This is a genomic window from Paenibacillus sp. cl141a (genome assembly GCF_900109305.1).
GTDB lineage: Bacteria > Bacillota > Bacilli > Paenibacillales > Paenibacillaceae > Paenibacillus_AQ > Paenibacillus_AQ lautus_A.
Genome location: NZ_FNZO01000009.1, coordinates 262191 through 274637, shown reverse-complemented (window position 1 = coordinate 274637; position 12447 = coordinate 262191). Strand labels below are relative to the sequence as shown.

The following is a 12447-nucleotide window of genomic DNA, read 5'->3' as shown; positions in this document are numbered from 1 at the left end:
GGAGAGGTGTCCGAGTTGGCCGAAGGAGCACGATTGGAAATCGTGTAGGCGCCAAAAGCGTCTCGAGGGTTCGAATCCCTCTCTCTCCGCCAGCAAGGACTTTATATACGGCCCGTTGGTCAAGGGGTTAAGACACCTCCCTTTCACGGAGGTAACAGGGGTTCGAATCCCCTACGGGTCACCACTTTCTTTCATGCATCAGGGGATGAGAAACCCGTCGGTTCGTCGGAGGATAACTTCGTAAGCATAGACTTCGCAGTCTCGAACGAAGCGAGAGTATCCCCTACGGGTCACCACTTTCTTTAATGCATGTAACAATCCAGATGGAGGCTTAGCTCAGCTGGGAGAGCATCTGCCTTACAAGCAGAGGGTCGGGGGTTCGATCCCCTCAGCCTCCACCATAATTCATCCCCATAAAGTGAAGCTCACGCTTCGCAGGTAATTCCGATTACTTTTCGGGGATCTCATACAAGCAATCCTTTTAATGACGCGGGGTGGAGCAGTTCGGTAGCTCGTCGGGCTCATAACCCGAAGGTCGTAGGTTCAAATCCTGCCCCCGCAACCAAATTATATCGCAATAGCGATAATGCCTCTTGGAACTGTGGTGTAGAGGCCTAACATGCCTGCCTGTCACGCAGGAGATCGCGGGTTCGAATCCCGTCAGTTCCGCCATTCTTATTAGCTTCAGGGATGAGAATCCATATTGGGTTCGTCGGAGCTTAGCTTCGTTAGCATAGACTTCGCAGTCTCGAACGAAGAGAGAGTATCCCGTCAGTTCCGCCATTCTTTAACTCTTAGTGATAAGAGCCATTAGCTCAGTTGGTAGAGCACCTGACTTTTAATCAGGGTGTCGAAGGTTCGAGTCCTTCATGGCTCACCATCTTTACCAAGAGAGCTGGAATTGGAATACATATCATATTTGCGGACGTGGCTCAGCGGTAGAGCATCGCCTTGCCAAGGCGAGGGTCGCGGGTTCGATTCCCGTCGTCCGCTCCATTTTGCGCCCTTAGCTCAGCTGGATAGAGCGTTTGACTACGAATCAAAAGGTCGGGAGTTCGAATCTCTCAGGGCGTGCCATTTTTACAAACATATGCTTAACTTATGAAATTTCTTTGTGCCGGTGTGGCGGAATTGGCAGACGCGCGCGACTCAAAATCGTGAGGGAAACCGTGGGGGTTCGAGTCCCTTCACCGGCATTAATTAACGGGATGTAGCTCAGCTTGGTAGAGCACCTGGTTTGGGACCAGGGGGTCGCATGTTCAAATCGTGTCATCCCGATTCGAACCGAAAGATCGCTTTCAGTATATCTGAAGGCGGTCTTTCTTTGTTATGGATAGAAAATGATACCAACGGTAAGAGCGGAACTGAATATTTTGACAGCATCCCGGTCACAATATGAAAAACATTGAATAGAAGGGGATAACCTTGAGTGTTTTTCATTTCTTCAAGAAACTGTTCAGAAAACGTTGGAGACGTTGGAGACGCGCGATTTGGTCTAGTTCGATCGTAGTGCTCGTAGGTGTCATGGTATGGTCCGGCCAGAATATAACCGATCAGATGAAGAGGCTGCTCACCGCTCCTTTCGATGAAACGCCGCTGGCTGTGGAAACGATGCAATACTTGCAAATCGAGGATGATAAGCAGGAGGAACGCAGGCAGGATCAGAGGGAATTCATGCAGAAGCTGAATACCTCGAAGGGAAAGAAGCATGTTCATGTCCGCATCACGTATGTCTGCGGCATTGAAGAGCAGGATATGGGAAAGCTCACGGCGGACGGCATTTATGAACTGATGAATAAAAATCCTTTATGGCAGGGGCGATTGGATAATAGAGGAAATGTCTGGCTCGAGCAAACCGTATCCGACCTTTCACCCGCCTGCAAGCGGCAAGCCTATATGAGCATCGATGCCAACGGGAACTTGACGTTGTTTGACGGCCCGCCGGAAGAAGAGAAGGTCATGCGCACCTTCTTCCAACTGGATGTCGGCTCGATGGAATCCTCTTTGCCTAAAGACGTGATTCAACAGCTTGAAGAAGGTATTCGGATTCAAGACATGGAAGAGTACAACAGTGTACTGTCAACCTTTAGCGACTATGCACGGGATATGGCCGAAAATGTCATGAGCCCTAGCCCTTGAAACGTCTATGCTTGTCGCTTCATCACCGAAGTCGCAGCTGCCCGGAATTTTTCCGGGCGGTTTTTTTTGGTGTTTCGCCGTTCCATTGGCGGTGCCGTCATGGAGGACATAGAACTGTGGCTTATGGGATCAAAGTTTTTCCTCAACTGAGGCCGAACTTTTGTTATAATGGGAGAACGATACATATGTTCGCTTCATCAGAGGAGAGATTGGTTTGCGCATTTTAGGAATCGACCCGGGGATTGCGATTGTGGGTTTCGGGTTTGTCGATAAGGTTGGAAGCAAAGTTACGCCGGTCCAGTATGGCTGCATCCAGACGGAAGCTCATACACCGGATGAAGAGAGGCTGCACCACGTGTATGAAGGCATGCTGCAGCTTATCGATAAATACGAGCCGGAGGCCGTTGCGTTCGAGAAATTGTTTTTTAACCGCAACGTCACCACCGCGATGTCCGTATCCCAGGCGAGAGGAGTCCTCATATTGGCGGCGGTCCAGCGCGGACTCCCGATTGCAGAATATACGCCTATGCAGGTTAAGCAGGCCATCGTCGGTTATGGCAAGGCGGAGAAGAAGCAGGTACAGGAAATGGTCAGGATGTTCCTGAAGCTGCAGAGCATCCCCAAGCCCGATGATGTGGCGGATGCTCTGGCCGTGGCAATCTGCCACGCCCATTCCTACACACTTAATTCCAAATTAAATGAGGTATTGCGAAAATGATCGATTTTTTACGGGGACAGGTTGTCCATTTAGAGAGTGAATATATTGTGCTGGATGTTCAAGGCGTAGGATACCGGGTGTTTTGTCCGAATCCGTATGCTTTCGCCAAAACGGAAGGAACCGTGACGGTCTTCACCCATCATCACGTCCGTGAGGATGCCATTCTGCTGTTTGGGTTCCCGACAAGGGAAGAGCAGAAGCTGTTCCGTAAGCTGATCGAGGTCTCGGGAATCGGCCCGCGCGTGGCGCTCGGCATACTCGGCGGAGGCTCCCCGGATCATGTGGTTTCCGCGATTTATCAAGAGAATATATCCTTCTTGATCAAACTTCCGGGAATCGGCAAGAAAACAGCGCAGCGCATGATTCTGGATCTTAAAGATAAGCTTGAAGGATTCGGGAATGCGAGCATGATGACCGGTCTTTTTGCCATCCAGGAGCCGGAATCGGATGATGGCGGCTCGGCATGGTCCGAGGCCCGCGAGGGCTTGAAGGCGCTGGGTTATACGGATAGCGAGCTGGACAAAGTATGGCTGAAGATCAAGGATTCCGGCGCAAGCGGCGAATCCGTCGATGTGCTCATGAAACGGGCACTGCAGCAGCTTTTCGCTGGATAGATAGAGAATCGCTGCAAGAGAGGAGTTATATAGATGGACGATCGAATTATTTCCGCCAATCTGATGATGGACGAACAGGCTGTCGAACTTAGTCTGCGTCCGCGTTATTTGGCTGAATATATAGGACAGAATCAAGTAAAGGAAAATTTGAAGGTATATATCGAGGCTGCAAAAATGCGCAACGAGGCGCTTGACCACGTGCTGCTGTACGGTCCTCCGGGACTTGGCAAAACGACGCTGGCCAATATTATCGCCAATGAGCTTGGCGTTAATCTGCGGACGACGTCAGGCCCGGCCATCGAACGACCTGGCGATTTGGCGGCGCTTCTGACCAATCTGCAGGAAGGAGACGTCCTGTTTATTGACGAGATCCACCGGCTGCACCGGACGGTAGAGGAAGTGATGTATCCGGCCATGGAGGATTTTGCCCTGGATATTATGATCGGGAAAGGACCGAGCGCACGCTCCGTTCGCCTGGATCTCCCGCCGTTCACCCTGATTGGCGCCACAACCCGGGCTGGCTTGCTCTCAGCGCCGCTGAGGGACCGTTTCGGTGTGGTAAGCCGTCTGGAATTCTATACGGTAGATGAGCTGAGCTACATTGTGTCACGCAATGCCGATCTTTTGGGGATCGAGATATTGGGAGAGGCCGCAGAAGAGATTGCCCTAAGATCCCGGGGGACCCCGCGCATTGCGAACCGCCTCTTGAAACGGGTCCGCGATTATGCGCAGGTTCGGGGCGACGGCATGATTACGCCAAGCATCGCGCAGGAAGCGCTGAAGATGCTCCAAATCGATCCGATGGGCCTGGATTTTATCGATCACAAAATGCTGAACGCCATGATCAAGAGCTTCCGCGGGGGACCTGTGGGACTGGATACCATTGCCGCAACCATCGGGGAAGAAAGCCAAACCATTGAGGATGTTTATGAACCGTATCTTCTGCAGATCGGTTATTTGCAGCGAACGCCGCGGGGACGCGTCGTAACGCCTACAGCTTATCAGCATTTAGGCATTCCCTTTCCGGAGGATCGCCGCTAGCTGAAGGAATCATGACATTTATGCCTTAAACCATATCCAATTAGTTACAGGAGGAAAACATACATGGATAGGAACTGGACGAAATCATTATTCGGTTGGACCACCAAAGGACTCTTGTCGCTGGCTGTTGCCGGAAGCATATGGAGCGCGCCCGCCGTGCAAGCAGCCGCTCCTTCGTTAGATACGATACGGGTTGCGATGTTCCTGGATCTGGGAAGCCAGTATAAATCGACGACCAATGCCGTGACGCTGAAATCCGCCGAGGCACTGACCGCATCGCTGCTTGCTTCCGGTACTCATCAGACCCTGATGAGTATCCCTGCGAACCAGCAGGTCCGGATGAGCGTGGATACATACCGCGTTAAGGTGCTTGAGACAACGGATTGGAAAGCCGCTTCGGAAGCAGCGAAAAAGCTGCAGGCGACAAGTGACCAGCCGATGCTGTTTGCGGATGGCAAGGTGTACAAGCTGTACGCCGGGATGTACGGTACAGAAAAAGCGGCCGCGGATGCGGCTGCTCGGATAGCGAAGACAGCGGCTGCATATCTGAATGGGCAAACGCCAGCCGTTAAAGGCGCCCTGCATTTGTCTGCCGGATCGTACGGATCGGAGACGGAGGCAGAGACCGTGCGTAAGGCGTACGCCGATGCCGGTCTGGATGCATTCAATGTTATGGTGCCGACCGGGGGAACTTCGGCTTATGAAGTGTGGGTAGGCGAAGCGGCAAACACGGCCGATCTCGCCGCTGTCAAGACAGAAGCTGCCAAAGTATCCGGCGGCCTGGTTGAACAGAACGCCAAAACGCCGGGGCTTATCATAAGAAGTGACGTAAGCCTGAATCTGGCGGCTCCCCAAGGGGTGGCGCATTACATGCTGTCAGGTAATCAATCCGTTCTGCGGGTTGACGGGAAATCTGGTGCGGGAACGAATGTGAAGGAACGATCCGATCGCTCATATCGAGGCGCTTTGGAGATCGGGCAAAAGAACGGTCAATTATACCTCGTCAACGAATTGCCGTTCCAACAGTACTTATACTCCGTCGTGGGGGCGGAGGTGCCGTCTTCTTGGGGAACCGAGGCTCTAAAAGCACAGGCCGTGGCAGCGCGCAGCTATGCGCTCTTCCAAGGAAATAAGTTCGAAGTAGCTCATGTCGTGGACACCACGCTGAGCCAGGCTTATTATGGGACAGCTTATGAGTATCCGAGCATTATTCAGGCAGTGGATGCAACCGATGGCGAAGTCGTCATGAAAGACGGTAAAATCGTGGAAACCGTGTTTTCCTCCAACAGCGGCGGGATGACGGCGGACTCCACCGAAGTCTGGGGCAATCGTAACGATCTGTTTGCCGCGGTGGAAAGCCCTGGCGACTCCTCGTCGCAGGCCGCGCTTAAAGCTTGGTATTATGTGCTTCTTCCGAGTGGCATTACGGGTTATGTGCGTGAGGATAATGTAAAGGAAACCGGCAATGCAACATCGGCAGGTCTTCCTTATATGACTGTTACCGCGAAAGATACCAACGTGCGCCCGCTGCCGCTGATCCAATCGAACGTTGAGCCCGTAAGCAAGATGAATCCGGGAGAAACGGCCGTCGTCCTGGACAAAGTCGCGGAATCCAACAGCTTCGAGTGGGTTCGAGGCCCTTATACTTCGGATCAATTGCTGGCCACTTTAAAAGGAAAAACCGCCAATAGCCTGCCGGCCTCCATTGCTTCGCTGGATGTAACGGAACGAGGCCCATCGGGGCGGGCTCTTACGGTGAAAGCCAACGGCCAAGTGCTGGACGTAAAATATCCGGATATGTTCCGGTCGGCTTTTAACGGTCTTCCAAGCACATTGTTTGATATTGAATCGACCGGAAGTTATACTGTATTGAGCGCGAATGGTGCGGTATCAACGATTTCGAGCGGTCAAACGGTATCCGTCATTTCCGGAAGCGGAAACGGTAACGTCAAAGGCTCCGGCACCGTCGTGATGAATGGAACGGGGACAGCACGCGTAATCGAAAGCTCTCCGGGCTTTAAATTTACCGGTAAAGGCTTCGGCCACGGACTGGGCATGTCGCAATGGGGTGCCAAAGGAATGGCTGACGAAGGGTATGATTATAAGCAGATACTCCAACACTATTACCGCAACACGACTATAACGAAGGACTGACCGACATGAATGTGGATTTGTATGATTTTGAATTACCTGAACACTTAATTGCGCAGACGCCGCTGCTGGATCGAAGTTCTTCCAGGCTTCTCACGCTGAACAAAGAGAGCGGACAGATTAGCCATCAGACGTTTGCGGATATCATAGACAGCTTGAATCCGGGCGACACGCTCGTATTAAACGACACGAAGGTGATCCCGGCCCGATTGTTCGGCGAAAAGGAGGATACCGGCGCGAAAGCCGAAGTCCTTCTGCTGAAGAATATGGGAGAAGACCGCTGGGAAGCACTCGTAAAACCCGGCAAGAAGCTGAAAAAGGGAAACGTGATTTCCTTTGGCGATGGGAAACTAAAGGCGGTCATTGAGGAGGAAGGAGAAATGGGTGCTCGCACCTTGTCCTTCTCGTATAAGGGGATTTTCCAAGAAATCCTGGATGAACTGGGCCAAATGCCGCTCCCGCCCTATATTAAGGAAAAGCTGGATGATCGCGATCGTTATCAGACCGTATACGCGAAGCATGAAGGATCCGCAGCAGCGCCGACGGCCGGCCTTCATTTCACGGAGGCTCTCCTGGAACAAATCCGGGCCAAGGGAGTGGACATCGCCTTCATCACTTTACATGTGGGACTGGGAACATTCCGCCCGATGTCCGTGGACCAGGTGGAGGACCATGTCATGCATGAAGAGTACTATTCCTTATCCCAAGAAACGGCAGACCTGTTGAATGAAACGAAACGGCGCGGCGGCCGGATTATCGCCGTAGGAACGACCTCCTGCAGAACGCTGGAGACGGTAGGCTCACAGTTAAAGGGCGAGCCTCTGCGCGAGAGCAGCGGCTGGACAAGCATTTTTATTTATCCGGGATACTCTTTTACCGTGGTGGATGCGCTGATTACGAATTTTCATCTGCCGAAATCCACGCTGGTCATGCTGGTCAGCGCGCTGGCCGGACGCGATCACATCCTGCATGCGTACAAGGAAGCCGTTGACAAAGAATACCGTTTCTTCAGCTTTGGCGACGCGATGTTTATCTATTAATTTCGGAGGTTGGTTATTACAATGGCAGGAGCTGTTACTTATGAACATATTAAAACGTGCAAACAATCGGGCGCCAGGCTCGGCAGAGTGCACACCCCCCACGGGGTAATCGATACGCCGACATTCATGCCTGTAGGAACGTTGGCAACCGTAAAAACGATGAGCCCGGAAGAGCTTAAAGCGATGGATGCCCACATTATTTTGAGCAACACCTATCACCTCTTCCTGCGACCGGGACATGATATTGTGAAGGAAGCAGGCGGACTGCACAAATTCATGAACTGGGATCGGCCGATTTTGACCGATAGCGGCGGTTTCCAGGTATTCAGCTTGGCGGAAATGAGAAAAATATCGGAAGAGGGCGTACATTTCCGTTCGCATTTGAACGGAGATAAACTGTTCATCTCTCCGGAGGTCGCAATGGAGATTCAGAACGCGCTGGGATCTGATATTATGATGGCCTTTGATGAATGCCCGCCTTTTCCTGCGGAGTATGAGTACGTCAAACAATCCACCGAGCGGACTTCCCGCTGGGCTGAACGCTGCCTGAAGAGTCATGCCAGACCGGAGGACCAAGCCCTGTTCGGCATCGTGCAGGGAGGCATGCATGAGGATCTTCGCCGTCAGAGCGCCCGTGATTTGACTTCCATGGATTTCCCGGGTTATGCTATTGGTGGACTTAGTGTGGGAGAATCGAAGCAGCTTATGTATGAAGTGCTGGATTACACGGTGCCCCTGCTGCCGAACAATAAGCCTCGCTATTTGATGGGAGTCGGATCACCGGATGCGTTGATTGAGGGCTCGATTCGTGGTGTGGATATGTTCGATTGCGTGCTTCCGACGCGGATCGCCCGCAACGGGACAACGATGACAAGTCAAGGCCGTCTTGTCGTTCGAAATGCTCAATATGCCAGGGATTACGGACCGCTGGATCCGGAATGCGACTGCTACACTTGCCGTAACTACTCGCGTGCTTATTTACGTCATTTGATCAAGAGTGATGAAACGTTCGGATTAAGATTGACAACGTATCATAACCTTCATTTCCTGCTCAATTTGATGCGTAACGTGCGTCAGAGTATTATGGATGACCGTCTGCTTGATTTCCGCGATGAGTTTTTTGATAAGTACGGCCTACATGATAATGAAAAAGGGTTCTAAAGCAAGATCATGGCCATCATGATAAGTTTGTGAAAGGGGGGAAAGAAATGTTTGGTTCATTTGAACTCGCAGCAGCGCAAGGTCAGGGCGGAGGCATTTTGGGATTGATTTTGCCTTTCGTTCTGATGTTCGTCATCTTTTATTTTCTGCTTATCCGTCCACAGCAGAAGAAACAGAAAACAAGAAACGCAATGCTTAGCGCCTTGTCCAAAGGCGATAAAGTGGTAACGATCGGAGGCCTTCACGGGACGATCGTGGAGATTACCGACGACATCGTGGTATTGAAAGTGAACGACGTAACGAAGTTGACGTTCGACCGCAACTCGGTAAGCCATAGCGTGAATACGGATGCATAATCTCGTTTCACCTACATATGGAAAGTCATCGCTACAAACAAAGGCCGACTCCTTTTAGGAACCGGCCTTTGTTTTTTTAGCAATGGGCGTGAAGTGCACCAAAGAGTATTCGCTGTAAGGTTTTATTTTTTTAAGTTAACCCCAAACATTCCACCGATGGCGCCGGCAGCAAAAACCGTGGCTATCAGCGTCAAATCTCCGAGAGACAAGGAACTATCCAAGGCTAGAAAGCCGATGACGAGCAGCGTAATCCCATATACCAGCCCGGTCAGGCAGCCATAATACCACCCTTTGTTGCCTGCGCGTTTACCGCTCACACAGCCCCCAATAAAGGCCGCGACGGCATGTACCAGAAACGTGTAGAACGATAAATCATCCTCGGCCAGTCCGCTGCCCCATAGCAGCAGGGATAGCGCTAATGCGCCAAGAAACATCCAGAAATAAGAATACAATAGTCCTGAAAGAATCGGATTGTTGATCCTGAAGGTGAATACTCGCCGGATCGGTTCCATGAATCATCCCCCTTAACAAATCTTGATAATTTCATTGTATGGCCAAGCCTGTACATATAGTACAAACTGAACATTTTGCATCGGGTTTTGCAGGATTACCATTAATTAATCAGTTGTAATCGAATGGGAAGAGCTGCGGCAGGCCAGAATAGCTGTACATGAGAATGTTCGACAAGCTAGGGAGGGATTGTTTATGTCTCATATGACTATTCTGATTCTGCGGACCGTTCTGATGTATGTGGTCATCTTTGTTACTATGAGAATCATGGGCAAACGGGAAATCGGAAAGCTGTCTATCTTCGATTTGGTCATATCCGTCATGATCGCAGAGATCGCCGTTTTTGTCCTCGAAGATGTCCATAAACCGATTTGGGACGGACTAGCTCCTATCGCCGTGTTGGTTGCCATTCAGGTAGGACTTGCCTTTATCGGCCTGAAAAATCGAAGCATACGGCTGTTTGCGGACGGAAAACCCAGCGTACTGGTATCCCGAGGCAAGCTTCACCGCAAGGAGATGTCAAAGCTTCGCTACAATCTGGATGATCTGATGCAGCAATTAAGGGGGAAGGATATCGACAGTTTGGCGGACGTGGAATTTGCGATTCTCGAAACTTCCGGCCAGCTCACCGTTATTCCAAAAGATGCGGATAACGGTTCGAACCGCTCGAATAGTTCATCCAGTTCTTCCAACGCCTCAAGCTCCGCTGATTCTTCAGGCACTTTATCCAAGGCCAAATCCGAAACAGGAAACCCTACCGTTGTTGATATTCCATACGATAAAATTACGTATGAAGGACTGCCCATTCCGCTTATTTTGGATGGAAAGGTACAGGACGAGAACCTTGAACTAATTGAAAAAACACGGTTCTGGCTAAAAAACGAGATTCAAAACCACGGAGCCAAAGATTTTAAGGATATCTTCCTATGCTCCATCGACCATAAAGGACGAATTTACATCGACCGCAAAGACAGGGACTAGCGGCGACTAAACTTGTTGAACCAGGTACCGACGACAGGGACGCGTTCCAGATCCCGGGGCGTTACCAGCTTGGTCATGAAAATCATGATGAAATAGACCAGAATGCCAACCACGATAGAGGCCCAAAATTGCAGCCAGGGGGTCGTCGAGAACGGAAGATGTCTGTACCCGTAAAGAACGCAGGCACCCATAATAATCATCACGGCAGCGATTTTGACATAATCGAGCAGGCGGAACCGAAAGCCGATCAGCTTGGAGAGACTGAAACCGTGAAGCAATGTTACCGCGATGCTGTTAACGATGATGGCAATGACGGCCCCTTTGATGCCGAAGGCGGGATTGGATGCCAAATAAACGATAAGGCTCATCTTGATGACCGCACCGAATAAGGTATTCAACAAAGCCCGTCCCGGACGGTCCAATGCTTGCAAGGCAGCTTGAAGCGGGGACTGCACATACAGAAACAAGGCAAAGGGCGCCATGATTTTGAGCAAATCGCTAATCTCGGCGTTGTCGTAAAGCAGCAGGCACAGCGGCTCGGCCAGGACAAACATAATGATGGCAAACGGAGCTCCCGAGACAAGAGCCAGCCGAAGGGATTGATTCATTCGCTTATGGATGGTAGGCCGGTCGTTGCGGGCCGCTGCCTCCGATAGGGAAGGCACCAGGGAGATGGCAAGGGAAACGGTCAAAGCACCGGGCAATAGCAGAAGCGGGATGATCATGCCTTGCAGAGCGCCGTATTGGGCGGTGGCCACGGAGGTTGCGATACCTGCCATGGCGAGGCTGCGATTGGTCAGTATCGTTTCCAGCAGGTAGGAGAAGGACCCCACCATCTTTCCGCCCGTTACAGGCAATGCAATGCCGAATAACCGCTTCAGGATGCCTTTATTCGAAGGAGCGTCTTCCGGCGCTTTTTTTTCAGATACGGCTTCTTGTGGTTTAGGCAAAAGTTTGTTCGTTCTTCGGCCCTCGCCGGAATATTGCAGCAGCAGCGCGATCATGCCAATCAGCTCGCCCACGGCTGTTCCAAGCATGGCCCCGGCTGCCCCGTAAGCGATGCCTTTGGGCATCAGGAGATGCGCAAACCACAACATGCATATAATTCGGACTATCGTCTCGATAACGGAGGAGCTTGCAGAGGGGATCATATTTTGTTTGCCCTGGAAATATCCCCGGTACACCGACGAAACGGCAATGATGATCATCATGGGCGTCATGCTGATGAAGGTTTGATATACACGCTCGTCCGGCAAAAGGACACCGGTTACCCAAGGAGCAAGCAGCAGACTGAGTCCCGTGAAGAGGGCTCCTGCCGTAATTGTCAGCATCAGGCTGACATGCAGAATTTGCTTGGAAGCATCAGGCTTCCCGGCACCTTCCGCTTCGGCGACCATTTTGGCAATAGCTAGCGGAATACCGCCCGTGATGATGGTCACGAGCACGATAAAGAAGGGGTACCCCAATTGGTAAATTCCGACACCCTCGGGCCCGATGATCCGGGGGAGGGCGATCCGGGGAATAAAACCGAGTAGGCGGTTTAATATGCCGGCTGCAAGTAGAATCAGCGTTCCTTTAATAAACGATTGCTTGTTCACTGTCCATCCCACTCCCTGGTTAAGGCTGAATACGTTGACACGACATGGCTATTCTTATGGATATGCCCTACCTGTCCCATCTGATGACTTTACTTTTTTTTCTGGACATGGTAGGAATAGAAGGAAAGCCATATGTCA

Annotated in this window: 11 protein-coding genes and 10 tRNA genes; 19 read left to right on the top strand and 2 right to left on the bottom strand. The window is 51.3% G+C overall.

Going from position 1 to position 12447, the window contains the following annotated elements:
* The 18 genes from BMX45_RS23005 to yajC all read left to right on the top strand — a co-directional run bounded on the left by BMX45_RS23005 (window position 1) and on the right by yajC (window position 9220).
* Window positions 1-92, top strand: a tRNA-Ser gene (locus tag BMX45_RS23005).
* A 17-nt stretch (window positions 93-109) separates the two neighbouring features.
* Window positions 110-184: transfer RNA gene (locus tag BMX45_RS23000), tRNA-Glu, on the top strand.
* A 141-nt stretch (window positions 185-325) separates the two neighbouring features.
* Window positions 326-401, top strand: a tRNA-Val gene (locus tag BMX45_RS22995).
* An 87-nt stretch (window positions 402-488) separates the two neighbouring features.
* Window positions 489-565: transfer RNA gene (locus BMX45_RS22990), tRNA-Met, on the top strand.
* Window positions 566-595: 30 nt separating this feature from the next.
* Window positions 596-672 (top strand) — tRNA-Asp (locus BMX45_RS22985).
* A gap of 132 nt (window positions 673-804) precedes the next feature.
* A tRNA-Lys gene (locus BMX45_RS22980) sits at window positions 805-880 on the top strand.
* Window positions 881-921: 41 nt separating this feature from the next.
* Window positions 922-996 (top strand) — tRNA-Gly (locus tag BMX45_RS22975).
* A 4-nt stretch (window positions 997-1000) separates the two neighbouring features.
* Window positions 1001-1077, top strand: a tRNA-Arg gene (locus BMX45_RS22970).
* A 39-nt stretch (window positions 1078-1116) separates the two neighbouring features.
* A tRNA-Leu gene (locus tag BMX45_RS22965) sits at window positions 1117-1196 on the top strand.
* An 8-nt stretch (window positions 1197-1204) separates the two neighbouring features.
* Window positions 1205-1278 (top strand) — tRNA-Pro (locus BMX45_RS22960).
* A gap of 147 nt (window positions 1279-1425) precedes the next feature.
* A complete protein-coding gene (locus tag BMX45_RS22955) occupies window positions 1426-2139 on the top strand; it encodes a BofC C-terminal domain-containing protein (protein ID WP_090912133.1) in 714 nt (237 codons plus the stop codon).
* A gap of 214 nt (window positions 2140-2353) precedes the next feature.
* On the top strand, window positions 2354-2857 hold the full coding sequence (ruvC, locus tag BMX45_RS22950) for a crossover junction endodeoxyribonuclease RuvC (RefSeq protein ID WP_009592782.1): 504 nt from the start codon (window positions 2354-2356) through the stop codon (window positions 2855-2857).
* On the top strand, window positions 2854-3471 hold the full coding sequence (ruvA, locus tag BMX45_RS22945) for a Holliday junction branch migration protein RuvA (RefSeq protein WP_009592777.1): 618 nt from the start codon (window positions 2854-2856) through the stop codon (window positions 3469-3471). Before ruvC ends, ruvA begins: the two co-directional genes overlap by 4 nt.
* A gap of 33 nt (window positions 3472-3504) precedes the next feature.
* A complete protein-coding gene (gene ruvB / locus BMX45_RS22940) occupies window positions 3505-4512 on the top strand; it encodes a Holliday junction branch migration DNA helicase RuvB (protein WP_009592741.1) in 1008 nt (335 codons plus the stop codon).
* A 63-nt stretch (window positions 4513-4575) separates the two neighbouring features.
* Window positions 4576-6666, top strand: coding sequence for a SpoIID/LytB domain-containing protein (locus tag BMX45_RS22935; protein WP_090912131.1), 2091 nt, complete (start codon window positions 4576-4578; stop codon window positions 6664-6666).
* 5 nt (window positions 6667-6671) lie between these two features.
* The gene (gene queA, locus BMX45_RS22930; protein ID WP_090912128.1) at window positions 6672-7703 is read left to right on the top strand and encodes a tRNA preQ1(34) S-adenosylmethionine ribosyltransferase-isomerase QueA; all 1032 of its coding nucleotides are present in this window, start codon (window positions 6672-6674) and stop codon (window positions 7701-7703) included.
* Window positions 7704-7724: 21 nt separating this feature from the next.
* The gene (gene tgt / locus BMX45_RS22925; RefSeq protein WP_090912126.1) at window positions 7725-8864 is read left to right on the top strand and encodes a tRNA guanosine(34) transglycosylase Tgt; all 1140 of its coding nucleotides are present in this window, start codon (window positions 7725-7727) and stop codon (window positions 8862-8864) included.
* Between the two features lie 47 nt (window positions 8865-8911).
* Entirely contained in the window at window positions 8912-9220 is a 309-nt protein-coding gene (gene yajC, locus BMX45_RS22920) for a preprotein translocase subunit YajC (RefSeq protein ID WP_015734037.1), read from the top strand.
* A gap of 122 nt (window positions 9221-9342) precedes the next feature.
* Here the strand turns inward: yajC and BMX45_RS22915 are convergent, their stop codons facing one another.
* Window positions 9343-9732: a TIGR04086 family membrane protein gene (locus tag BMX45_RS22915; RefSeq protein ID WP_090912124.1), complete on the bottom strand. Its 390-nt coding sequence runs from the start codon at window positions 9730-9732 to the stop codon at window positions 9343-9345.
* Window positions 9733-9925: 193 nt separating this feature from the next.
* Here BMX45_RS22915 and BMX45_RS22910 point away from each other — a divergent pair, with 193 nt between their 5' ends.
* Window positions 9926-10711, top strand: a complete 786-nt coding sequence (locus BMX45_RS22910) for a YetF domain-containing protein (RefSeq protein WP_090912122.1) — start codon at window positions 9926-9928, stop codon at window positions 10709-10711.
* Here the strand turns inward: BMX45_RS22910 and spoVB are convergent.
* The gene (gene spoVB, locus BMX45_RS22905; protein ID WP_090912120.1) at window positions 10708-12309 is read right to left on the bottom strand and encodes a stage V sporulation protein B; all 1602 of its coding nucleotides are present in this window, start codon (window positions 12307-12309) and stop codon (window positions 10708-10710) included. The two genes, BMX45_RS22910 and spoVB, sit on opposite strands and share 4 nt — an antisense overlap.
* Window positions 12310-12447: the final 138 nt, after the last annotated feature.

Coding starts and splice junctions, on each gene's coding strand:
- ruvA (WP_009592777.1), top strand. CDS start 2,854: ATGATCGATTTTTTACGGGGACAGGTTGTCCATTTAGAGAGTGAATAT.
- yajC (WP_015734037.1), top strand. CDS start 8,912: ATGTTTGGTTCATTTGAACTCGCAGCAGCGCAAGGTCAGGGCGGAGGC.
- tgt (WP_090912126.1), top strand. CDS start 7,725: ATGGCAGGAGCTGTTACTTATGAACATATTAAAACGTGCAAACAATCG.
- BMX45_RS22915 (WP_090912124.1), bottom strand. CDS start 9,732: ATGGAACCGATCCGGCGAGTATTCACCTTCAGGATCAACAATCCGATT.
- BMX45_RS22935 (WP_090912131.1), top strand. CDS start 4,576: ATGGATAGGAACTGGACGAAATCATTATTCGGTTGGACCACCAAAGGA.
- ruvB (WP_009592741.1), top strand. CDS start 3,505: ATGGACGATCGAATTATTTCCGCCAATCTGATGATGGACGAACAGGCT.
- queA (WP_090912128.1), top strand. CDS start 6,672: ATGAATGTGGATTTGTATGATTTTGAATTACCTGAACACTTAATTGCG.
- BMX45_RS22910 (WP_090912122.1), top strand. CDS start 9,926: ATGTCTCATATGACTATTCTGATTCTGCGGACCGTTCTGATGTATGTG.